This is a genomic window from Sorangium sp. So ce327 (assembly GCF_051530205.1).
Taxonomy (GTDB): domain Bacteria; phylum Myxococcota_A; class Polyangia; order Polyangiales; family Polyangiaceae; genus Sorangium; species Sorangium cellulosum_B.
Genome location: NZ_CP150330.1, coordinates 5,359,081 through 5,381,610, shown reverse-complemented (window position 1 = coordinate 5,381,610; position 22,530 = coordinate 5,359,081). Strand labels below are relative to the sequence as shown.

14 protein-coding genes and 1 pseudogene are annotated in these 22,530 nt (G+C 71.4%); 11 read left to right on the top strand and 4 right to left on the bottom strand.

Going from position 1 to position 22,530, the window contains the following annotated elements:
- Positions 1-56: 56 nt before the first annotated feature.
- The 4 genes and pseudogenes from WME95_RS20160 to WME95_RS20145 all read left to right on the top strand — a co-directional run.
- A pseudogene (locus tag WME95_RS20160) lies at positions 57-533 on the top strand (ATP-binding cassette domain-containing protein); the annotation flags it as partial.
- 174 nt (positions 534-707) lie between these two features.
- Positions 708-1,637: an ATP-binding cassette domain-containing protein gene (locus tag WME95_RS20155; protein ID WP_437911004.1), complete on the top strand. Its 930-nt coding sequence runs from the start codon at positions 708-710 to the stop codon at positions 1,635-1,637.
- Positions 1,634-2,719: an ABC transporter permease gene (locus WME95_RS20150; protein WP_437909980.1), complete on the top strand. Its 1,086-nt coding sequence runs from the start codon at positions 1,634-1,636 to the stop codon at positions 2,717-2,719. Before WME95_RS20155 ends, WME95_RS20150 begins: the two co-directional genes overlap by 4 nt.
- Before the next feature lie 79 nt (positions 2,720-2,798).
- Entirely contained in the window at positions 2,799-3,890 is a 1,092-nt protein-coding gene (locus tag WME95_RS20145; RefSeq protein WP_437909979.1) for an ABC transporter permease, read from the top strand.
- Here WME95_RS20145 and WME95_RS20140 read toward each other — a convergent pair.
- Both WME95_RS20140 and WME95_RS20135 read right to left on the bottom strand, forming a co-directional pair.
- A complete protein-coding gene (locus WME95_RS20140; protein ID WP_437909978.1) occupies positions 3,875-5,068 on the bottom strand; it encodes a DNRLRE domain-containing protein in 1,194 nt (397 codons plus the stop codon). The genes WME95_RS20145 and WME95_RS20140 overlap by 16 nt on opposite strands.
- A 1,393-nt stretch (positions 5,069-6,461) precedes the next feature.
- A complete protein-coding gene (locus WME95_RS20135; RefSeq protein WP_437909977.1) occupies positions 6,462-9,536 on the bottom strand; it encodes a tetratricopeptide repeat protein in 3,075 nt (1,024 codons plus the stop codon).
- Between the two features lie 200 nt (positions 9,537-9,736).
- On the opposite strand from WME95_RS20135, the gene WME95_RS20130 reads away from it, so the two are divergent.
- Both WME95_RS20130 and WME95_RS20125 read left to right on the top strand, forming a co-directional pair.
- A complete protein-coding gene (locus tag WME95_RS20130) occupies positions 9,737-10,876 on the top strand; it encodes a multiheme c-type cytochrome (RefSeq protein WP_437909975.1) in 1,140 nt (379 codons plus the stop codon).
- Complete coding sequence (locus WME95_RS20125; RefSeq protein WP_437909974.1) at positions 10,873-12,525, top strand: hypothetical protein; 1,653 nt, start codon at positions 10,873-10,875, stop codon at positions 12,523-12,525. The genes WME95_RS20130 and WME95_RS20125 overlap by 4 nt, the downstream gene beginning before the upstream one ends.
- Before the next feature lie 38 nt (positions 12,526-12,563).
- Here WME95_RS20125 and WME95_RS20120 read toward each other — a convergent pair whose 3' ends face one another.
- On the bottom strand, positions 12,564-12,866 hold the full coding sequence (locus WME95_RS20120; protein ID WP_437911139.1) for a hypothetical protein: 303 nt from the start codon (positions 12,864-12,866) through the stop codon (positions 12,564-12,566).
- Between WME95_RS20120 and WME95_RS20115 the strand changes: the two genes are divergently transcribed.
- Both WME95_RS20115 and WME95_RS20110 read left to right on the top strand, forming a co-directional pair.
- Positions 12,814-14,403, top strand: a complete 1,590-nt coding sequence (locus WME95_RS20115) for an IS1182 family transposase (RefSeq protein WP_437905279.1) — start codon at positions 12,814-12,816, stop codon at positions 14,401-14,403. The genes WME95_RS20120 and WME95_RS20115 overlap by 53 nt on opposite strands.
- A gap of 50 nt (positions 14,404-14,453) precedes the next feature.
- The gene (locus WME95_RS20110; protein ID WP_437909973.1) at positions 14,454-15,098 is read left to right on the top strand and encodes an alpha/beta fold hydrolase; all 645 of its coding nucleotides are present in this window, start codon (positions 14,454-14,456) and stop codon (positions 15,096-15,098) included.
- A 171-nt stretch (positions 15,099-15,269) separates the two neighbouring features.
- Here WME95_RS20110 and WME95_RS20105 read toward each other — a convergent pair whose 3' ends face one another.
- A complete protein-coding gene (locus WME95_RS20105; protein ID WP_437909972.1) occupies positions 15,270-15,395 on the bottom strand; it encodes a hypothetical protein in 126 nt (41 codons plus the stop codon).
- 811 nt (positions 15,396-16,206) lie between these two features.
- Here WME95_RS20105 and ltrA point away from each other — a divergent pair.
- The 3 genes from ltrA (at position 16,207) to WME95_RS20090 (ending at position 22,530) form a co-directional block, all read left to right on the top strand.
- Positions 16,207-17,526, top strand: coding sequence for a group II intron reverse transcriptase/maturase (gene ltrA, locus WME95_RS20100; protein ID WP_437909970.1), 1,320 nt, complete (start codon positions 16,207-16,209; stop codon positions 17,524-17,526).
- A gap of 292 nt (positions 17,527-17,818) precedes the next feature.
- Complete coding sequence (locus WME95_RS20095) at positions 17,819-21,556, top strand: serine/threonine-protein kinase (protein ID WP_437909969.1); 3,738 nt, start codon at positions 17,819-17,821, stop codon at positions 21,554-21,556.
- Positions 21,557-21,624: 68 nt separating this feature from the next.
- Positions 21,625-22,530, top strand: coding sequence for an SDR family oxidoreductase (locus tag WME95_RS20090; RefSeq protein ID WP_437909968.1), 906 nt, complete (start codon positions 21,625-21,627; stop codon positions 22,528-22,530).

Sequence of the window (22,530 nt, the reverse complement as noted above, 5' to 3'; positions counted from 1 at the left end):
TCGAGATCGAGCGCGTCGCGAAGCGGTTCGGCCCGGTCAAGGCCAACGACGGCGTGTCGCTGACGATCCAGGCGGGCGCCGTCCACGGGCTGCTCGGCGAGAACGGCGCCGGCAAGAGCACGCTCCTCCGCATCCTGGGCGGGCTCCTCCGCCCGGACGCGGGCCGATTGCTCTTCGACGGCCGCCCGGTGGCGCTCGCGAGCCCGGCGGACGCGCTCGCCGCCGGCGTCGGCGTGCTCCACCAGGAGCCGCTCGATTTCCCGCCGCTCACCGTCCTGGAGAGCTACCTGGTCGCCCGGCCCCGCGCGGCCGGCGCGGGCGGCGGCGCGCGGTCGCTGCTCTCCAGCCGCGGCCGCGCCGCGGGCGTCTTCCTTCCCCGGCGCGCGGCGCGCGAGGAGCTGCTCGCGCTCGCGGCGCGCTTCGGCTTCTCTGTCGACCCGGACGAGCACGTCGCCCGGCTCACCCTCGGGGAGCGCCAGCAGATCGAGCTCTTGCGGCTCCTCTCGCTGGGCGTCCGCGCGCTGCTCCTGGACGAGCCCACGACGGGGATCTCCGGGGCGCAGCAGGAGGCCCTGTTCGCCGCGCTGCGGCGGCTCAAGGCGGACGGCAAGGCGATCGTCCTCGTGTCGCACAAGCTCTCGGACGTCGAGGCGCTCTGCGATCGCGTGACGGTGCTGCGGCACGGCAAGGTGGCGGGAGAGGCGGAGATGCCGGCCGGGGCCGACCACCTCGTCGCGCTGATGTTCGGCGAGGCGCGTGCGCCTCAGGAGCGATCCCCTGAGGAAGGCGCGGCGCTCGCGCCCCTGGAGCGCCTGCCCGAGCCGAGCGGCGGCGCGGAGCCGGATGGCGGCGCGGCGCTCGCCCTCGAGGGCGTGGCGTTCGGCGATCACCGGCTCGACGTGCGCATCGCCCACCTGGCCGTCCGCCGCGGCGAGGTGATCGGGCTCGCGGGCCTCGAGGGGAGCGGCCAGCGCCTCCTGCTGCGCGCGTGCGCGGGGCTGCTCCGGGCGCGGCGGGGACGCGTCGTCGTGGGCGGGGCCGACCTGACCGGCCGCCCCTACCCGGCCTTCCTGCGCGCCGGCGTGGGCTACCTGCCCGCGGATCGCCGTCGCGAGGGCCTCATCGCGGGCCTCTCCATCGAGGAGCACGTCGCGCTGCGCGCGCCGCGGCCCGGGCTCTTCCTGCGCCCGCGGGAGATCCGGCGCGCCGCCGAGCGGGCGATCGAGGCGCTCCGGATCCGGGGCCGGCCCGACACGCCCGTCGAACGGCTCTCCGGCGGCAACCAGCAGCGCACCCAGCTCGCGCTCCTCCCCGCGGGCCTCGCGCTGCTCCTCCTGGAGCAGCCGACCCGGGGGCTCGACATCGCGTCGGCGCGCTGGGTCTGGGAGCAGCTCCTCGCGCGGTGCCATGCCGGCGCGGCGCTCCTGTTCGCGTCGTCCGATCTCGACGAGCTGATGCGCTACAGCGATCGAATCCTCGTGTTCAGCGGCGGGCGCGTCTCGCCGCCCGTCGGCGTCGCCGACCTCACGCTGGACCGGCTCGGGCGGATGATCGGCGGCGAGCTCGACGGCGCCGCCCTGCCCTCGGCGCCTTGTGCACCTGCGCCGCCCCCGGCGCCTGCGGGGTCCGACCGATGAGCGCCGAACCGAGCGCCCCGTCCGAGCCCGCCGCGCGCCGCGCGCCGCGCCGCGGGGCCGTAGCCCTCCTCCTTCGCCTCGCGCCGCTCGCCCTGGCGTTCGCGCTCGTGGCGGGCCTCTGCGCGCTCCTCGGCGCCTCGCCGGCGGCGGTGGCCGCGGGCCTGTGGCAGGGCGCGTTCGGCTCCACGGATCGCGCCGCGCGGGTGCTCGTCACGCTGGCGCCGCTGCTCCTCTGCGGGAGCGGCCTGCTTTTCACGTTTCGCGCCGGGCTGTACCACCTCGGCGTCGAGGGGCAGCTCGTCCTGGGCGCCGTCTGCGCCACGGGCGCGGCGCGCGCCCTGTGGCCGCACCTCCCGGCGGGCGCCGTGGTCGCTCTCTGCGTCGGCGCGGGCGCGATCGGCGGGGTGCTCTGGGGCGCCCTCACGGGCGCGCTGCACACGCGGGTCCGGGTGAGCGAGATCTTCGCGGGCCTCGGCATGAACTTCGTGGCCCAGGGGCTGGTCCTGTACCTCGTCTTCGGCCCGTGGAAGCGCCCTGGCGTCGCGTCCATGGCCGGCACGGAACCGCTCGACGCCGCGCTCTGGCTCTCCACGCTGGGCGGCACCGATCTCAGCCCCGTGGCGCTCCTGCTCGGGGTCCTCTCGCTCCTCGGGACCGCCGTCGTGCTCGGGCGGACCCACCTCGGGCTCCGGCTGCGGGCGGTGGGGCTGAGCCCGCCGGCCGCGGAGGTGCTCGGCGTGCTCGCGGCGCGGCAGGTGCTCCTCGCGTTCGCGGTCTCCGGCGCGCTCGCCGGCGTCGCCGGCGCGCTGCAGGTGCTCGGCACGTTCCACCGGCTCATCCCGAGCATCTCGAGCAACCTCGGCTTCCTCTCGCTGCTCGTGGTGATGCTCGCCGGGCGGCGCGCCGCGCTCGTCGCGCCGATCGCCCTGTTCTTCAGCGCGCTCAACGTCGGCAGCCTGGAGCTCCCGATGACCCTCGGGCTGGAGTCCTCGCTGTCGGGCGTGCTCCAGGGCGCGCTCGTCCTGTTCGCGCTCCTCTCCCCCCGGGCGGCGCGCGGCGGCGGCCGGCCGGAGGTGGCGTGATGGCACGAGGCCCGAAGAGGACGAGGCCGATGGGGGCAGGCCTGATGGAAGGACGCCTCGGATGGAAGGAGCAGCCCTCATGAGCGACGGCGGCGCCGAGCTCCTCTCGCTGCTCGCGACCGCGCTCGCGGCGTCGACGCCGCTCGTCTACGCGGCGGTCGGCGAGACGCTGACCGAGCGGGCCGGGGTCATCAACCTCTCGGCCGAGGGCGCGATGATGCTCTCGGCGATGGTCGGCTTCGCGGCCGCGCTGTCGACCGGGAGCGTCCTCGCCGGCTTCGCCGCCGCGGCCGCGACCGGGGCGCTCGTCGCGCTCGTCGTGGCGATCGGCGGGATCTACCTCGGCCGCTCCCAGATCGCGGTCGGCTTCGTCCTGGCGATGCTCTGCGCGGATCTCTCGTCGGTGCTCGGCGGCCCGTACGTGCGCGTCCCCGGGCCGACGGTGCCGGCGGCGTCGATCCCGGTGCTGCGGGACGTGCCGCTCGTGGGGCCGCTGCTGTTCCAGAGCGATCCCCTGGTGTATGGCAGCTACGTCCTCGTCGCCTGCGCGTGGCTCTTCCTGTATCGCACGCGCGCGGGGCTCCTCCTCCGCGCGGTGGGCGAGCAGCCGGCGGCGGCGCACGCGCGCGGGGCGCATGTGACGCGGGTGCGCACGGCGGCGACGCTCGTGGGCGGGGCGCTCGTGGGCATCGCCGGCGCGGCGTACTCGCTCGATTTCAAGGCGGGATGGAGCCACCGCCACACGGCGGGTTACGGCTGGATCGCGCTGGCGATCGTGATCTTCGGCGGCTTCCACCCGGTGCGGGCGGCGCTCGGCGCGTACCTCTTCGGCGTGCTCTCGTCGGCGGCGAGCCTCGGCCAGAGCGCTCTGCCATCGGTGCCGACGCAGGTCTTCAGCGTGGCGCCGTTCGCGCTGATGATCGCGGTCCTCGGGCTCACCTCGAGCGGGCTCCTGGAGCGCGCCTCCGCGCTGCTGCCGAGGGCCGCGCGCCGCCCGCTCCTGCGCGCGTTCGACGCGACGCCTCCCGCCGCGCTCGGGCAGCCCTACCCGGCGGACGACGGGGCGGAGGAGCGGCCGCGCGGGGTGGATCAGAGCGCCGAGGAGCAGTCGTGTGGTCTGGAGGATGGGGCGGAGGGGCGGCCGCGCGGAATGGATCAGCGGGCGAGATAACAGACCTCGAGCCAGGGGCGGTCGCTCTGGAAGGGGTGATCGCTCGAGCGGTACGACGTGCGCCCCTTCGGCCCTTCCTCGACGAGGAAGCCGTAGTTCGGTGTCGTGCCGTCGACCCACGCCTGGACGAGCCCGGTCAGATCGGCGCTCATGGCATAGGGGCTGACATAGGTGAGCTCCGCCGCGGTGGTTTTGTCGTAGCCCGCGGCGAAGCTCTGCCAGGTCACGGTGTCCTCGCGCCACGGCGCGGTGATCCGGTGAGCGCGGACGGTCTGGTCGCTCGATCCGAAGGCGACGACGCCGAACTCTGCCGACGTGACGGTGGCCCCGGCGGGGATGCCGTCGAGCCCGAACCGGTAGAGCGCCTGCTTGCGCGCGCCGTTGGAGTCGCCCGAGTAGTTGTAAGGGATGTGGCCGTCGCTGTAGCGGGGGAAGGCCTCCCAGATATCGGCGTCCTCGACCGCGCCGAAGGCGCCTCGCTGCAGGGTGACGCACACGTCTTTGCATGCGTCCCCGAGGCCGTCAGCATCGCTGTCGAGCTGGTCTGGATTCGCGGCGGCGGGGCAATTGTCGCAGGCGTCGCCGATCCCGTCGAGGTCGCTGTCGGTCTGGTCCCAGTTGGCGACGCTCGCGCAATTGTCGGTCGCATCACAGAACGTATCGCCGTCGCCATCGCCGAGCGGACACGGATCGCAGGCGTCGCCGATGCCGTCTCCGTCCGCGTCGGCCTGGTCCGGGTTGTCGTGGTTGGCGCAGTTGTCGCAGGCCGCGCCCAGGCCCGGCGCGATGTCGTCGCCGTCGTCGCTCGAGAGCGACGACAGCCCGAGCTCGTAGCCGTCGCAGACGTCGCGATCCGCGCAGGGGATGGGGCCGGAGACCGCATCGTACAGGCAGAGGAGCGAGGCGCCTTCGGTCGCCTCGACGTACACGCGGGCGAAGCCGACGGCCATCGACCCGCCGCCGACGACATCGACCTGGAGGTCATTGCACGCCGCGGGATTGTAGAGGGCGAGGACGTCGGGCTCGGTGAACGTCCTCTGGAGCGTCTCTGAATTGCAATCGCAGCTGTTGGTGCTCGCGACCGTGTCGAGGTGGACCCCATTCAGGTACAGCGAGAACGCGCCGGCGCCGCAATCGGCGTGGTTGACGGTGAAGGTGATCGCTGTCGGTGCCCCCAACGCCGTCCCGGGGATCCCTGCGAGCACGAGAAGAGTGAGGCATGCGCTAGCAGCGCTCGTATGGAAGTATCGCATGATTCTTCTTATATTCTTAGTTTGGACAACATACAATGACCCTGAGAGGTTTTTGGTTCGCTGGTGTGCGCGCGTGCAGCTGTCGCGTGTCGCCGTGTCGCGTGTGGCGCGAGGCGCAGTGAACAGCCGGGTACACGACGCGCAGTGAACAGCGGGATACGCGCCGTGGGGTGAACAGCGGGGTACACGACGCGCAGTGAACAGCGGGATACGCGCCGTGGGGTGAACGGCGGGGTACGCGCCGTGGGGTGAACAGCTGGGTACACGCCGCGCAGTGAACAGCGGGATACGCGCCGTGGGGTGAACGGCGGGGTACGCGACGCGGGTTACGCATCGGGCGGTCAACTCGTCGGGGGCGGGCGGCCGGGCAGCGCCTCGACACCATCGCCGTCCGCGTTCGTGGTGACGCCGGTGGTGATGATGCCGGTTTCGAGGGACGTTTCGGGCGTTCAGGCGGCTTGCCGCATTGTCGATTTCTTACGGCGCTCCGCGGCGAGCGGCGGGCGCGTGGGTACGGCCGGGACGCTGGCGCGCAACCGGCGGCTGGGATATAGCGTTACGATCGGGCAAACATCGGCGTTCGCTGCGATTTGGCCAGGACGAGAGGCAGGCAGGAGAAGGACCTTCTCCGCCGTTGATCTGGTGCAGCTCCCAAAGCTGAACGCGCCGTCCGCCCAGGCGCTGGCCACGAACGAGGTGACCGCCGCGAGGGCCTTGCTGGGGAGGAGACCGCGGTCAGGAAAATTCGCCGAGGGGTGATCGAGGCGCTGCAGACCTACGCGGTCCGCGTGTCGGGCATGATCAGCAAACGGGATCCGCGGAAGACGGAGATCGTGCGGCGGCTGCTCGTGCCCCATCGAGACCTGGCGGCCGGCGGCGGCGCGGGGCAAGGCGGCGGAGAAGGCGCCGGGCATGGCGGAGCCGAGCCGGGTGGAGGCCGGCGCGGAGCTCGACGCGCCGTAGGGCCAGGAGGGCGGGCGATGTCCGGGTCGATCGGGGATGGTCCGGACCAGGCGGGCGCGACCTGCGGCTCGGTCGAGCCCGCGTCCGCGCGCTGGAGCAGGTAGGAGGCGCGCAGCGGCTCGGTCGACAGCGGCACCTCGCGCCGCACTTCGAAGCGGCGTCGGCCCCGCTGGACGAGCCGAGCCGCGAACAGCGCGTGCCAGGCCGTCCGGGTCGAGCCCATGGGGCGTCTCTAACGGACTGGGCAAGCGGGGCCAACTATCCGCGCCGCCAGCGCGCCGGAAGCTTCGCAAGCGAGGAGTCCCCGCTGGTGCGCTCGATCCCGGAGGACCGGACCGTGCGGCGTCGCGAGAGCTCAGGAGCGGAAGTCTTGGTCCAAACGGGCGATCAGGTCGTTCCGATCGATGCTTTGCCATGCGGTGCGCGCGGCCTCGACGTGCCGGCGTCGGATGGCAGAGTCGGGCGCGATGGTCGCCAGACGATGATGGGTCCGGCCGATCGAGCAGGGCTCCGGTATGCGCTGGTACAGCGCGAGGGCTTCCTCGTAGCGAGCACGGGCTGTGCTGGCAGCGCTGTGGGCTTGCGCGATCTCTCCAAGGCGCTTGATGCAGTCGGCTTCGCCGCGTACAGACCCCACCTGCCGGTAGAGCGGCAGTGCCTCCTCGTATCGCGCCCTCGCCTCATCGTGATGTGAACGCTCGAGCGCGATGTCTCCAAAGCGCTTGATGCAGTCAGCCTCGCCGACCACTGCCCCCACCTGCCGGTAGACAGGCAGCGCGTGCTGGTAGCGTGCCCTCGCCTCGTCATACTGCGAACGCTCGAGTGCGATGTCTCCAAAGCGCTTGATGCAGTCGGCTTCGTCGCGCATAGACCCCACCTGCCGGTAGAGAGGCAGCGCCTCCTCGTATCGCGCCCTCGCCTCATCGTGCTGCGAACGGCTCAGCGCGATGTCTCCAAGACTCTTGATGCAGCTGGCTTCGCCGTGCACAGACCCCACCTGCCGGTAGAGAGGCAGCGCCTCCTGGTATCGCGCCCTCGCCTCATCGTGCTGCGAACGGCTCAGCGCGATGTCTCCAAGGCTCTTGATGCAGTTGGCCTCGCCGCGCACAGACCCCACTCGCCGGTAGAGAGGCAGCGCCTCCTGGTATCGCGCACTCGCTTCGTCGTGCTGCGAACGCTCGAGTGCGAGGTCTCCAAGGCGCAGGATGCAGTTGGCCTCGCCGTGCACAGACCCCACCTGCCGGTAGAGAGGCAGCACCTCCTGGTATCGCGCCCTCGCCTCGTCGTGCTGCGAACGGCTCAGCGCGAGGTCTCCAAGGCGCAGGATGCAGTTGGCCTCGCCGAGCACAGACCCCACCTGCCGGTAGAGAGGCAGCGCCTCCTGGTATCGCGCCCTCGCCTCGTCGTGCTGCGAACGCTCGAGTGCGATGCCTCCAAGGCGCAGCATGCAGCTGGCTTCGCCGTGCACAGACCCCACCTGCCGGTAGAGAGGCAGCGCCTCCTGGTATCGCGCCCTCGCCTCGTCGTGCTGCGAACGGCTCAGCGCGATGTCTCCAAGGCGCTGGATGCAGTTGGCCTCCCCGTGCACAGACCCCACCTGCCGGTAGAGAGGCAGCGCCTCCTGGTATCGCGCCCTCGCCTCCCCGTGCTGCGAACGGTTCAGAGCGATGTCTCCAAGGCGCTCGGCACACTGCGCCTCTCGCCGCCTCTCTCCGGTGCGCTGCGCTACCTCCAGCGCTCGACCTAGGGGCGACGGCGCAATGTGCCCGGAGAAGCGTGCGAAGTCCGTCAGCGCCACCGCGATATCGATCCACCGCGTGGCCTCACCGCCATCCAGCCCGCGCCGGATCACCGCGTCCAGGTTGGCGGTCTCCGGCGCGAGCCGCGCCGCTGCCTCGGTGCCGCCACGGCGGCCAGGTACCGGCCCGAACCTGAGCGCGAGTTCCCCGTAGTGATCCATCGCGCGCCCGAGATCCTCGGCCGCCGGTGGGTGCGCCGCCTCCACGTACTCGCGCACAGGCGAGAGCATCTTGAGCCGGCCGCCCTCGAAGTAGGCCAGCCCTACCTGCGCGAGCGCGCGCGCCGCCGCAGGCCCCGCGGCCGGGAGCACCGCAGCGAGATCCTGCTGCGCGACACCGTCCGGCAGCACCGCGATCACCGCGAGCAGCCGGCGGGCTCCGGCGGTCATCCGTGGCGATCTAAACGACAGCTCCAGCGAAGTCTTCCAGCTCCGGAGCCGATTGCGCGCTCCGCCCTCGCGCTCCAGCACCTCCGTCCGGCGCGCCTCCCACTCCTCCTTCAGGTTGACCAGATCGTTTCCGTGGGCCGCGTGCGCGAGCAGCGTGATCGCCAGCGGAATGCCCTCCATCAGGGGAAGAAGCGCAGAGAGCGCCGGCTTGCCCCGGTGCTCCTCGCCTGCGATCGCGCAGAACACCGACTCCGCTTCAGCACGCTGCAGCGGCCGGAGCTCGACGGGAGAGCTCCAGGTCACGCGCCCCGGCCGGCCCGCACCCCGCACCGACGCCACGAGAGACAGACCCGGCACGGCCGCGAGCTCCGCGAGCAATGCCTCGGTCCCGGACTGGTCGTCGCCATCCCAGGGCGTCTCCAGGTTGTCCAGCACGAGCACGGCCGGGCCTGCGGCGAGGACCGACAGCGCTCGCTGCCACAGATCCGGCCCGGAGATGACGCGCAGCGCGCCGGCCAACGCCAGGGCCGCGGACTCGGCATCTGGCGCGGCGTCGAGCCGCGCAAAGAAGCGCCGCTCTCTGAAGCGGGCCACGACCTCCGGGCGGTGCAGGACCGCCAGGCTGACCGTGCTCTTGCCGACGCCCGCCGCGCCGAGGAGCAGCACCCGTCCCGGCGGCTCGCGCACCAGCGCCGCGACGATCGCCTCCACCTCCGGGCTCCGGCCGATGCACAGCTCCGCCGGTGGCAGCCCCGCGGCTAGAGCGCTCCGTCCTCCCGGAGCCGCCCGCCGGCTCATCACGCCCTCGACCACGGCGCGCAGGCCGTGCACCACCTCGGTCCAGGCCTCGTCCCGAACCGTCCAGCCCTCGACAGGCCGGCCACCCGCGGGGAGCGGAGCGAGCTTGCCGAACTCGGTCCAACCCCAGTCGCAAGGTCGCACAGGCACGGGCACGACCACCACCTCGCCGGCGGCGCGCCGGGCGAGAGCGCGCGCTGCCTCCTCGTCGAAGTGACGATCGGAGGCGAGGAAAGCGGGGCTCACCAGCAGCACCACGACCTCGGCTGCCTCGATCTGCGCGCGCGCTTCCGCCGCCGGCTCTCCCCCCGCAACGCCCCGGTCGTCGTGCCAGACCTGGATCAGCCCGCTGCGCTCGAAGGGCCTCAGGTGGACTTCGAGCTCGGCGCGCAGCGCGGCGTCTTCCGGGACAGAGGAGATGAAGAGACGAACCGGCTTCCGCATGCGCGCCCAGGGCTGCAGTCTGCTCCGGCGAGCTTACAGACCTCGCGATGGGCTGGGTAGCCCACGACGCCCGCCGGATCGCATGGGCGGCCAGATGTCGGCGGGCAGAGGTGCAGGACAGCAACTATGTCGGCGGGCAGAGGTGCAGGACAGCAACTCCGCTCGCCGCGCGGAAGTGGCTGCAGTAGACGTTGCGGTCGATGCGCCACCAGGGACGGCCGCCGGCCAAGCGCCCCGCCGCGCCGCTCCTTGCCATCGCCCTGACGCTCGCGCCGAGCACGACGATCAGCCGCGGCGCAGCGCCGCGCATGCCCGGACCCGAGCCGCCCCGGAGCCTCGATGCCGTGGCCGTGAACCGCGATTGCGAGCGGTGCCACGCGGAGATCGCCCGCGAGTGGCGCGGGTCGAAGCACCAGCGCGCCTACGTCGACGGGCCCTTCCAGGCGGCGCTCGCGAAGGAGCCGCTGCCGTTCTGCCGCGGCTGCCACGCACCCGAGGCGCGCTCTTCACGGCCTCCTCCGCCGGAGCGGGCCGATCTCGGCGTCGCGTGCGTCACCTGCCACGTGGTGGACGGCGCGCCGCTGGCCGCTCCCGCGCTGGCCGATGAAGACCAGGGCTCCCCCTCCCCGGCTTCCCGATCTTCCCCGCCTGTTCCCCACCCGGTGCTGCGCGATCCGCGCTTCGCGTCGGCCGCGGCGTGCGGCGGGTGCCACGAGTTTGCCTTCCCAGACCACGCTGCCCGCCGCGCGCCAGAGCCGATGCAGCTCACGCTGACCGAACACGCCGCGTCGCCTTACGCCGACGTGCCCTGCGCGCGCTGCCATATGCCGCTCGCCGGAGACGGGCCCTCGGCGCACCGCTCGCACGCGTTCGCGTCGTCGCGCGACCCCGAGGCCGCGCGGCGCGCGCTCCGCGTGCAGGCCGAGCGCGCCTCGCCGACCGCCGCGCGCCTCACGCTCCGCACAGCGCGCGTGGGCCATGCCTTCCCGACCGGGGACCTCTTCCAGCGGCTCTTGGTGCGCGCCGAGGTCCTCGGGGAGGACTACGCCGTCATCGCGTCGGCGCGCCGCTTCCTGGCGCGCCGCTTCGCAGAGACGCCCGGTCCGCTCGGCGCCCGCGCGCGCACCACGGTGTCCGACGATCGCCCCGGCGCACCCGCGCTCGCCGGGGCGCCGGTCGTCATCGAGCTGGATCTCGGCCCCGCGGCTGCTCGGCTCCCCATCCACTACGAGGTCGTCTATCAGCGCGTCGCACACGCGAGCGACGGCCGTGAGGAAGACGCGATCATCGAGAGCGAAGTCTCGCTCGTTCGAGGTACCTTGCCGAGGGACACCCCATGAAGAAGCTCGCCCTGCCGCTGCTCCTCCTGCTCCCGCTCGCCCTCGCGGCGTGCAAGCGGGGCGAGACCGAGGCGCACCGCGATCCAGCGCCTCCTGCGCCGGCGTCCGCGCCGCCTTCGGCACAGGCCCCGTCGGCGTCCGCTCTGGCGTCATCGCAGCCCGGCTCAGCCCCGGTCGCCGCCCCGCCGCCCGCGCGCATCGCCGACACCACCGTCGCGCTGCACGTCGTCGCGGAGGACGTCCGAGAGGTCGCCGAGATCGTGCCGTGGAATCAGCTGCCGTCCGACGTTCCCCGCCCGTTCTATCTGCACCCGCTGCGCGATCGCGTGCTGGTCACGCTCAAAGGCACCTCGATCTACGCGCTCGCGGACGGCAAGCTGACGGAGGAAGACGGCATTCCGCCGTATAGCCTGCGCCTCGGCGCCTCCACGTCCGAGCTGCCTTTCATGGCCTCGGACGTCGATATCGTGTCCATCGTGGGCCGATGGCCCTCCGACGTGTGGATCCGCGTGGACGGGTTGTTCTCGGACGGCGCGCGCCTGAACAACTTCGCCAGTCCGCTCTACCGGAAGCAGGGCGACCGGTTCGTCGAGTCGCCGCTCCCCGTCGCGGCCACGGCCTGGACGCAGGGCCGCACGCTCGTGCTCTCGGGCGACCAGTTCTCGCTCGCCCAGCCCGGCGGGGCAGATCTGCCGCGGCGGGCCGCGGGAGCGAAGTGCCCCGTCCGCGTCCGGGCCGAGGCGATGGCGGCCCTGCCGGACGGCGAGGTGCTCGTGGTCGGCCGCGATTGCGACCAGAGCGACCGGCTCGCGGTCGAGCGCTGGGCGCCCGGTCGCGCCGACTCCGCGGTGATCCCCCTGCCCACCTGGGACGGCAAGCTGCTCCACGCCATGGTGCTCGCCACCGAGCGCGATCGCTACGTCGTCGCGCGCTTCGAGGCGGCGAGCGCCCTCGCGCGCATCGACGTGGCGGAGGCCGGGGCGACCGCCGTGCCGCTCTCGCTCCCCTCGAGCAAGCCGGTCACGGACGCCTCGCTCGCCGCCGATGGTTCGCTCTGGATCCTGCTCGGTGAAGGCGATGGGGTGGAGTTGTTCCGCTGGAACAAGGAGGGGGTCTATACGCGCGCGACGTTCCCCAAAGGCCAGGGGCTCTCCTCCACCGGGATGGCCGCCGCGAGCGCCGACGTGGTGTACCTCGCGGGATCGACGTCCAACGTGCGCTCCGTGATCCTGTCGTCTCGTCCGGGGAAGCTCTCCTTTCCCTCGGATGCGCCGGGCGCGGCAGGCCCCGACGCGGGCGTCCCGGCGGCGCAGGACGCCGGGGCCGCGAGCGCGCCGCCGGCCGCGCTCTCCTCGATCTGCGCGTCGCCGTTCGTGATCCTCTTCGCCGTGAGCAAGTCAGCGCCCCCGGACTACGACTATCCCGCGACCCGCGACGCGCTCTCGGGGTGGGCCGACGGCTCGAAATACCGCTTCATCGAGTACAGCCATCGCGGCCAGCGCATGCTGGGCGCGAGCGCGCCGGACGCGGCCCGCGCCGAGGCGCTCGCGGCGAGACTGCGGGAGCGCGTCAAGGGGGCGTCGCCCGCCGTTGCCTGCTTCAGCCCCGCAGAGGTCCTCCGCGAGGTGAGGCTGGCGAGCGCGCCGTGAACGGGTGGCGAACGCCGCTCGATCAGCGCACCGCCCGGTCAACCACTCTCCCGCATCAGCCCGGCCAGCCGCCGTTCGATCGACAGCGAGTCGAGCAGCTCCTGCAGCATCTCATCGCGGCCTTCGAGCTCCTTCACATCCCGCATCGCGGCCGCCTTCGGCCTCACCCGCCGCGCGCTCACGCCTAGAGGACCGATCAGTTTGATTTTGTGATAATCCCGAGCGTTTCGATGGAAGGCTCGACGGTCTCGCCGAGCCATGATCTCGTCCGCGCCCGGAGGTGCACGGATGGAACGATGGTCGCCGCCGGTGGAGCTGTCGCGGCAGGAACAGGCGCTCATGAAACGGTTGACCCGGGTGCGAGCCCTGTTCGGCTTTCTCAGGCTGCACCGGCACGAGCTATTCGACGAGACGTTCCAGGAGCAGCTGGAGAGCATGTACCGGACCACGGGAGCAGGTGAGCCGCCGCATCCGCCGGCGCTGATGTGCATGGTCACGCTGCTCCAGGGATACGTCGGCGCATCGGATGCCGAGGCGGTGGAGCTGTCGATCGTCGACCTTCGCTGGCAGATGGTGCTCGGCTGCCTGGGGGCGGCCACGCCCGCGTTTTCGCAGGGCGCGCTGCAGGCGTTCCGAGAGCGGATGGTCGAGCATGAGATGGACCGGGTGCTGCTGGAGCGGACCGTGGCGCTCGTTCGGTCGGGCGCGATGACGGAGAGCGAGAGGCGTGCGGTGTCCAAAGCGCTGCGCGTGGCCATCGATAGCCGCCCTTTAGCGGGAGCCGGGCGGGTTGAGGACACGATCAACCTGCTCGGCCATGCAGCACGCACCATCGTCCGCGTCGTGTCGAAGATCACGGAGCGCCCGCCCGAGGAGATCTGTCGCAAGGCGGGCATCCCGCTACTTCTGGCTCCCAGCATCAAGGCCGGGCTCGACCTCGATTGGAGCGACCCGAAACAGAAGGCGGCGGCGATTCAGATCCTGGAACGGCAGGTCTCGTCCCTGCAGCAGTGGGTGGACCGCCATCTGGACGACGTCGTCGAGCAGCCGCTCCGCTTCTATATGGATGCGGTCACACAGGTTCGGGACCAAGACCTGGAAACGGCTGAGGATGGGACCGTTCGCATCCGTCAAGGTGTTGCACCTGACCGCCGTGTCTCCATTGAGGACGCTGAGATGCGCCACGGAAGAAAGAGCCGCTCGAAGAGGTTTGATGGCTACAAGGAACACATCGCACGCGACCTGGACCTTCCCGTCATCGTCGCCTGTGCGGTCACGCCAGCGAATCGCCCCGAAGAAGAGGGGGCCGCACCGATCGCCAAGGACATCCAACGTCAACGGCTGCGCCTCGGCGAGCTCCACATCGATCGCGCCTATGTGAACAGTCCCGTCGTTGACGACGTGATCCGCGACGGTGGCCAGGTGTTCTCGAAGCCTTGGGGACAGCGTGCTCGCAGCCCCAACCTGTTCAGCAAGCGCGACTTCAAGATCGACCTGCGCGCCAAGACGATCACCTGTCCGGCAGGACAGGTCGAGGTATTCGAGCCCGGCGACACGGTCGAGTTTGATCCTGAGGATTGCGGCGCGTGCCCCCTCCGAGCCAGGTGCACCCAAGCCGCCTCGGGACGGGGGCGGACCGTGTCCATTGCGGAGGACGAGGCTCTGCAGCGCAAATTCCGGAAGCTGCAGCAGACGGGGGCAGGTCGCGCCGTGCTCCGCCAGCGGGTGGCTGTAGAGCATGCGCTCGCCCACATCGCGGCACGGAAGGGCCACACTGCACGCTACATCGGCGCCAGGAGAAATCTGTTCGACCTCCGGCGCGCAGCAGCGATCCAGAATCTCGAGGCAGCCCAACGCCTGCTGCAGCAGGCAGCGTAAGCTGCCGGAATTAAATGGTTTTCAATATGTTTGTCACTCTAGAGCAGCGCGTGCCCAACTTCCTCCGCGAAGACTCAGAAGCATTGCTCTTCCTGCCCGGCGCAGGCGGTGACACGACGATGTGGAAGCCGGTCAGTGACGGCCTCTCGCACCGAGGTCGGCGGAGATTTTTCAGCTGGCCGGGGCTTGGTGGGGCAGCTGCAGATCCGGCGGTGCGTGGGATGTCCGACCTCGTCGAGCGCGTCGTGAACGAGATCACCGGCCCGGTGGTGCTTTTTGCGCAGTCGATGGGCGGGCTGATCGCATTGCGTGCGGCAATGGCGCGGCCGGAGCGTGTTCGAGCGATGGTTCTTTCCGTGACGTCCGGGGGCATTGATGTCCGTGCGTTGGGCGCGGTCGATTGGCGTCCACAGTTCGAGCAGCGGAACCCCGGTGCGCCACGCTGGTTCTTGGACGCGCGGGACGATCTCTCCCCGCGGCTGCATGAAATCTCCACGTCGGTGTTGCTGCTTTGGGGGGATGCTGATCCGATCAGCCCGGTGGCTGTGGGTCGTCGGCTCGCGGAGCTGCTGCCACGAGCCGAGTTGATCGTCGTCCCGGGCGGCACGCATGATCTGGTTTCCGAGCGCGCGGGCGAAGTCTCTCCGCATATCGAGCGGCACCTCGAACGAGCGCTGAAGTCCCCGGCGGGGTGACGCGCCGTTCGGCAAAATGATAATTGCCGGCTCGCGCAGGAGTCAGACCCTGCCGGCCTGGAAATGTCCCGCATGCGGCCGCACGTTTGCTCGCAAGGGCCAGCGTCACGCCGGCGGTACCGGGGGATCGTAGCTGCCCTCTCCGCATGATCCGGCGTGGGCCCGCGCACGTCACCGCGCCCTGGCCAGCTTCAGCGCGTTGTTCTTGAGGGGGACCTGCGCGAGCAGAACCGGGCCGCAGCAGAGCTCCCAGACGTCATCGGCGCTCGGAATCGGCTCCGCGGGCTCGCCGGCCATGCCGTGTGGAGACGTTGGACTGCGAGCCTCCGAACAGCATCCGTCCTTGCGCGTCAAGGCGTCGATCCCAGGGCAGTCTCTCGCTGTGAGGCGAGGTGGGGGCGCTACCTGCTCGAAAGAAAATGACCCCTAGAACAACGATCACGTTGAAACCCGGAGAATTTTCACAGGGAGACGGGGAGGGTGCGACCAGGCAAGGCTGGTCCCGAAGGAAAGGAGTGAGCGGTAGCTTCTGAAATCGGGTTTGCTGTCCAGCGGGTGCGAATCCCGCCCGGCCAAGGTCACGCCCGACCAGCCGGAAGCCAGCCTTGCGACGGGTCCCGTGAGGGGCTCGGCGATGCGTAGGCAGGCGAGCGAGCGAGCCGCAGCGTGTCAGCCACGAAATCCTCCAACGTCCGGGTGCCCAGGGTGTTCTTCCGCCTGAAGGCAACAGCGTCCTACCTCGCAAGGGCGGGAGGGGGACGCACCCGGCGGGGTATCTGGCTGCGGCGCGCAGCAAGAGGACGGCCCAGGCACCTGGGAGGCCCTCGTCTCTCCACGAGAAACGCCGGTACGACGGGGAGCCGGTGATCCGTCCCCGGGGCGAGACACGCCGCGGATGCCCGTGTCTCGCAGCCGAGCCCCAGCGGGCTCCGCAAGGAAAATGCGCATCCGCCTCGCGGTAGGCCCACAGCAAGGGGAACCGGAGCCGAAGCCGAAGGAGACGAGGGAGTCGGAGGGTCCCATACGAGCGAGGACGCGGGCGAACGGAGGGCACCGGAGCCCGTCAAGCAAAGGGGACCCGTGTCGAGAGGAACTTCAGGAGGGAACCATGAGCGCTGCCACGACGGCGAACACCATGTCACCGGGACTGTTGAAGGTAAGGGAGAGAGCGGAGCGAGACCCGGAAGGGGTCCTCCTCGCGCTGGCGCACCTCATCGACGAAGAAGCGCTGCAGCGTGCGTACCGCAGCCTTCGTAAGGACGCTGCGGTGGGCGTGGATGGCATCACGAAGGAGCAGTACGGGCAGGACCTGGAGCGCAACGTCGGCGATCTGCACGCGCGGATGAAGTCGATGCGCTACCGGCACCAGCCCATCCGGCGGGTGCACATCCCGAAGGAACGGGGCAAGACACGACCGATCGGCATCTCGTGCACCGAGGACAAGATCGTCCAGGCCGCGGTGCGGGAGGTGCTGGAGGTCGTCTACGAGCCGGTCTTTCGAGACGTCTCGTACGGGTTTCGGCCCGGTCGCAGCGCGCACGACGCGCTGCGAGCTCTGAACCGGATGCTGCTCGGCGGGGTGGAATGGATCCTGGAGGCCGACATCGAGTCCTTCTTCGACAGCATCGACCGCACGAAGCTGATGGAGATGCTCCAGGCCCGGGTAGCCGACAAGTCGCTGCTGCGGCTGATCGGCAAGTGTCTGCATGTGGGGGTCCTCGACGGCGCGGAGTTTTCGGCGCCGGAGGACGGGACGGTGCAGGGCTCGGTCCTGTCGCCGATGCTGGGCAACGTCTACCTTCACCACGTGCTCGACCTGTGGATCGAGCGCGAGGTCCAACCGCGGCTCGCGGGCAAGGCCACCCTGATCCGTTACGCCGACGATTTCGTCATCGGCTTCGACAGGGAGGACGACGCCAAGCGGGTGATGGAGGTGCTGCCGCGGCGTTTCGAGCGGTACGGACTGAAGCTGCATCCGGACAAGACCCGCCTGTTGCCCTTCGGCCGCCCGGACAACGGGGGACCTGGGAGCGAGGGGCCGGCGACCTTCGATTTCCTCGGCTTCACGCACTACTGGCGGCGAAGCCGATCGGGTCGATGGATGCCGAGCATGAAGACACGCAAGGCGCGCCTCCGACGGGCCATCACGGCCGTCGTCGACTTTTGCCGACGCCATCGGCACTTGCCGGTCAAGGAGCAGCACGCCGCGCTCACACGACGCATCGTCGGGCACTGCAACTACTTCGGCGTAAACGGAAACATCCGGAGCCTCGCGCTCTTGATCCGTGAGGCCGAACGGGCATGGCACAAGTGGCTATGCCGGCGGAGCCAGCGTGCGTACCTGAACTGGGAGCGATTCAAGGCCCTGCTGCGGGATTTCCCGCTGCCCAGGCCGAGGATCCGCGTCCAGCTCTGGGCGTCCCCCTGAGCCCTCTCGGCGGAAGAGCCGGATGGTGGAAATCTCCTTGTCCGGATCTGGCGAGGGCCCCCCGGACCCGTCGGTCCGGGGGGCTACTCTACAAGAAAAGAAAATGAACTTCTCCCTCTTGCCGTCTCTCACTCCCCGCCTCCCCGCCTCCCTGTGAAATTCCTGCTTTTTCTCGTGGCTTCAACCCGTTTGTCGCTCTAGCGACACTGGACGGCCCTCGTGTACCATCGCGCCAGACGGCACCCGAGGCGGATCCACGACATGTCCGACGTGTCTCATCGGACCTGATCCCATGGTCGACCCAAAGCAGCAGCCACCGTCGCTCGGCGGGGACGAGGAGACGGCGAGCCGTACGCCGCCGCCGCCCAGGCTGCAGGACACCGCGCCCGCGACAGGCCACGCCGGTGCGCCCGGGGAGGAGCACCGTCAGGGTACCACCGGCGCCGCGAGCGATCAGAGCACCGTCCGCCGCGTGCGCATCGCGGTCGCCGCCGAGACGCGCTCGCCCGCTTCGGCGGACGAAGCGACCCGCTTCGCAGGCCACGCCCCGCCGAGCTCCAGGGCCGCGCCGAGCACGCAGTTTGGCCCTTACCGGCTGCTCGGGAAGCTCGGGCAAGGAGGGATGGGCGTCGTCTACCGCGGCAAGCACGCAGAGACGGGCCAGACGGCGGCGATCAAGACCATCTTCAGCGCGAGCGAGCTCACCATCGCGAGCATCCGGCGCGAGATCTACGCGCTGGGCCGCCTCAGCCACCCCGGCATCGTGCGGATCGTGGACCAGGGCGTCTCGGAGGGACTGCCCTGGTACGCCATGGAGCTCCTCGAAGGCCGTACCCTCCAGACCTGCATCCAGGAGATCTGGCACGAGGTGCGATCCGCCGAGACGGCGCCGGTGAGCGCGCCCGCTTCGCAACCCGCGAGCGCCGCCCCGCGCTCGCTGGCGCCGCGCGACGCGATCCGCCCCATGCTCACGCTGCTCCGCCGGCTCTGCGCGCCCCTCGCGTACCTCCACGGTCAGGGGCTCGTGCACCGCGATCTCAAGCCGGCCAACGTCTTCCTGCGCGACGGCGACCTGCCCGTCCTCGTGGATCTCGGCATCGCCGGGAGCTTCGGCGGCGCAGAGGGCCGCGAGGAGCTCGCGGTCGACCGGGAGGTCATGGGGACGCTCGCGTACATGGCGCCCGAGCAGATCTTGGGCAAGCTGACCGACGCGCGCTCCGATCTCTACGCGCTCGGCTGCATCCTCTACCAGTGCCTCACCGGCACCACGCCGTTCCCTGGGATCCCCGACTCGGAGCTCGGCCGGTACCACCTCAAGGCCGCGCCGCAGCCTCCCTCCAGCCTCGCGCCCCACGTCCCGCCGGAGCTCGACGCGCTCGTCCTCCGGCTGCTCGCGAAGGAGCCACGCGACCGCCTCGGCTACGCGGAAGACGTGGCGCGCGCGCTCGAGGCGCTCGGCGCCGACCCGCACGATCCAGCGCCGCTGCCCCGGCCATCGCCGTACCTGTACCGGCCCCAGCTGACCGGGCGCGACGCGACGCTGCGCCGCCTGGGGCGGGAGGTCGACGCGCTCGTCGACCGCCGGCGCGGAGGCAAGGTGCTCGTGGGCGGCGAGAGCGGCGCCGGCAAGACGCGCCTCATCATGGAGGTCGCGCGCGACGCCAAGGCGCGCGGCGCCGCCGTGATGACCGGGCGCTGCGTGGCGATCGGCGCCGACGACGGCGCCGTCAAGGCCGCGCCGCTGCACCTGTTCCGGTCGTGCCTGATCGAGGCCGCCGATCGCTGCCGCGCCCTCGGGACGGCGGAGACCGAGCGCATCTTCGGCGAGCGCGGCACGGCGCTCGAGCCCTACGAGGCGTCCCTCGCCGACCTCCCCTACGCCAAGCAGCGCCCGCCGCTGCCGCCCCTGCCCGCGCAGGCCGCGCGCGCGCGGCTCTTCCGGTGCATGCGCGAGGTCCTTTTCGCCATGGCCGAGGCCGCGCCGCTCCTCCTCCTGCTCGACGATCTGCAGTGGGCCGACGAGCTGTCGCTCGACCTCCTGGCCGAGCTGTCCGCCGGCTCCCTGAAGGCCGCGGGCGTGCTCGTCCTCGGCGCCTACAGGATGGACGAGCCGCGCCCCGAGCTCGACGCGATCGCGCGCGCCCCGGAGGTCGTCAGCGTGGAGCTCGGCCGGCTCTCCCAGGCGAGCGCCGGCGCCATGGCCCGCGAGATGCTCGCGCTGCCCGAGTCGCCCAGGCACTTCGACGAGCTCTTGTTCCGGCACTCGGACGGCAATCCGTTCTTCATCGCCGAGTACCTGCACATGGCGATCGACGCGGGGCTCCTCGCCCGCGACGCGACGGGCGCGTGGCAGACGGAGGCGCTCGAGCAGGCGATGGCGATGCCGATGCCGCGCTCGCTGGAGAGCCTGATCCGGCGGCGCCTGCTCGCCTTGCACCCCGCCAGCGCGGAGCTCGTGCAGCTCGCCGCGGTGCTCGGCCGCGAGCTCGACGGCGCGCTGCTCCTCGGCACGGCCGGCATCGGCGAGGAGGCGTGGATGGAGGCGCTCCGGGAGCTCCGCGTGCGCCAGATCTTCGAGGAGGCCGGCGAGGGGCGGCTCCGCTTCGTTCACGACAAGATCCGGGAGATTGCCTACAAGCAGATCCCGGAGGGGCGCCTGCGCGAGCTGCACCGGCGCGCCGCCGAGCGGATCGAGGCGACCCTCTCCGAGGGCGCCGCCGACCGTGCCCCGGTGCTCGCGCACCACTTCTCGAGGGCCGGGGTGCACGACAAGGCCATCGCCCACCTGACAGAGGCCGGCGATCGCGCGCGCTCCGTCTACGCGAACAGCGACGCGATCGCGCTCTACCGCGCGGCGATCGCCGAGGTAAGCCGGCGCGCGGAGGCGCCGGGAGCGCCGGCCGTGGACGACGACGCGCGGCGCGCGACCCTCGAGGAGCGGATCGGCGACGTGCTCGCCATCACGGGCAAGCAGGACGACGCGCGGCGGGCCTACGTCGAGGCGCTCTCGCGGCTCGACCAGGCCGCGCGGGTGGACCGAGCCCGGCTGCACCGCAAGCGCGGCAAGACCTGGGCGACGCACCTCCAGCACGGGCAGGCGCTCGCCGCCTACGCCGAGGCCGACGCGAGCCTCGGCCCCGACGAGCCCACCGCGAGCCGCTCCGAGGCGTGGTGGCACGAGTGGATGCAGGCGAAGATCGACCGGCTCGAGGTCTACTACTTCATGGGCCAGCTCGACGCGCTGAGGGCGCAGGTGGAGGCGATCCAGCCGATGGTCGAGCGGTACGCGGGGCCCGTCCGGCAGGCGCAGTTCTTCTACGGCCTCATGCTGATGCAGATCCGCAGCGAGCGGTACCAGGCCTCGGAGCTCGCGGTGCGGCACGTCCGCTCGTACATCGCGGCCAGCGAGGCCACGGGCGATCCGCAGCTCATCGCGTCCGCGCACTTCTCGGGCGGCTTCGTCAACCTTTGGCACGGCGCGCTCGACACCGCCGAGGCGTACCTCGTGAGCTCGCTGAGCGCCGCAGAGCGGATGGGCAACGTGATCGTGCAGTCGCGCGCGCTCACCTACAGGACGATGATCCGCCGGCTGCGCCGCCAGCGCGCGGAGGTGCGGTCCATGGCGCTGCGGAGCCTGGAGGTCGCCGCTCTGGGGCACATGCGCGACTACATGGGGGCCGCCGAGGCCCACCTGGCCTGGTGCGCGTGGTCCGAGGGCGAGCCGGAGGAGGAGATCGTGCGCCGCGCCGGGGCCGCCCTGCACTCCTGGACGGAGCTGGCGACGCCGTTCCCGTTCGAGTGGACAGCGCGCCTCGTGCTCCTCGCGGTGCACCTCGAGCGCGATCGCCTCGCCGCGGCCGTGGAGCAGGCCGAGGCGCTCCACGACGTGAAGCAGCACCGCTTCCCGGGCGCGCTCGATGAGCGGCTCGATCGGGTCGTCGCCGTGGCCCGCGGCGGCGGGCCGCCCGAGCTGAGCCGGGCTGTCCTCGAGGCGCTCGTCGCCTCCGCCCGGGAGCACGGTTACCTCTGACGCAGCGAGCGCGCCCGCTGCCCCTCCGTTCGGCCTATGCTGCGGGCCTGCGAGCGAGAGGAGGAGCGATGATCCTGATCGTCGGGGCAACAGGGGTTCTGGGTGCAGAAGTCTGCAGGCGTCTCCGCGAGGCCGGGCGCCCGGTGCGAGGTCTCTACCGGGAGGGATCGGACCCGGCGAAGGTGGCCCGGCTTCGGGAGATGGGGGTCGAGCTCGTGCGCGGCGATCTGAAGGACCGCACGTCGCTCGATCGGGCGTGCCAGGGGGTCAGGGTCGTGATCGAGACGGCCAGCTCGACGCTGTCGCGGCAAGAAGGCGACTCGATCGAGAGCGTGGACCGGGACGGCTCGCTCGCGCTGGTCGCCGCGGCGAAGGCGGCGTCCGTCGAGCACTTCATCTACATCTCGTTCCCGGAGATCGCCGACGAGTTCCCCCTGCAGGACGCGAAGCGCGCGGTGGAACGGGAGCTCCGGGCGAGCGGCCTGCCCTTCACGATCCTGCAGCCCACCTACTTCATGGAGATCTGGCTGAGCCCGGCGCTCGGGTTCGACGTGGAGGCGGCCAAGGCGCGCATCTACGGCAGCGGAGACGGCCCGATCAGCTGGATCGCGCTCGGCGACGTGGCCGACGCGGCGATCGCCTGCATCGACAACCCGCGGGCGCTGGGCCGCTCCCTCGAGCTGGGTGGCCCGGAGGCGCTCAGCCACAACCAGGTGATCGCGGTGTTCGAGGAGCTGACCGGCCGCGCCTTCTCCGTCGAGCGCGTCGGCGAGGCCGACCTGCGGGAGCGCCGCGCCGCGGCGCGGGACCCGAAGCGCGGCGTGGACTCGCTGGCGCAGTCGTTCGACGCGCTGATGCTCCACTGCGTGGAGGGCAAGGTCATCGACATGGGCCCGGTCCTGTCGGCGCTGCCCATCGCGCTGACGCCGCTCCGCGCGTACGCCGCGCGGTCGCTCGGGCGCCCGCGCGCGTGA

Coding starts and splice junctions, on each gene's coding strand:
- ltrA (WP_437909970.1), top strand. CDS start 16,207: ATGAGCGCTGCCACGACGGCGAACACCATGTCACCGGGACTGTTGAAG.
- WME95_RS20135 (WP_437909977.1), bottom strand. CDS start 9,536: ATGCGGAAGCCGGTTCGTCTCTTCATCTCCTCTGTCCCGGAAGACGCC.
- WME95_RS20130 (WP_437909975.1), top strand. CDS start 9,737: ATGCGCCACCAGGGACGGCCGCCGGCCAAGCGCCCCGCCGCGCCGCTC.
- WME95_RS20095 (WP_437909969.1), top strand. CDS start 17,819: ATGGTCGACCCAAAGCAGCAGCCACCGTCGCTCGGCGGGGACGAGGAG.
- WME95_RS20120 (WP_437911139.1), bottom strand. CDS start 12,866: ATGAGCGCCTGTTCCTGCCGCGACAGCTCCACCGGCGGCGACCATCGT.
- WME95_RS20145 (WP_437909979.1), top strand. CDS start 2,799: ATGAGCGACGGCGGCGCCGAGCTCCTCTCGCTGCTCGCGACCGCGCTC.
- WME95_RS20150 (WP_437909980.1), top strand. CDS start 1,634: ATGAGCGCCGAACCGAGCGCCCCGTCCGAGCCCGCCGCGCGCCGCGCG.
- WME95_RS20155 (WP_437911004.1), top strand. CDS start 708: ATGCCGGCCGGGGCCGACCACCTCGTCGCGCTGATGTTCGGCGAGGCG.
- WME95_RS20115 (WP_437905279.1), top strand. CDS start 12,814: ATGGAACGATGGTCGCCGCCGGTGGAGCTGTCGCGGCAGGAACAGGCG.
- WME95_RS20105 (WP_437909972.1), bottom strand. CDS start 15,395: ATGGCCGGCGAGCCCGCGGAGCCGATTCCGAGCGCCGATGACGTCTGG.
- WME95_RS20090 (WP_437909968.1), top strand. CDS start 21,625: ATGATCCTGATCGTCGGGGCAACAGGGGTTCTGGGTGCAGAAGTCTGC.
- WME95_RS20125 (WP_437909974.1), top strand. CDS start 10,873: ATGAAGAAGCTCGCCCTGCCGCTGCTCCTCCTGCTCCCGCTCGCCCTC.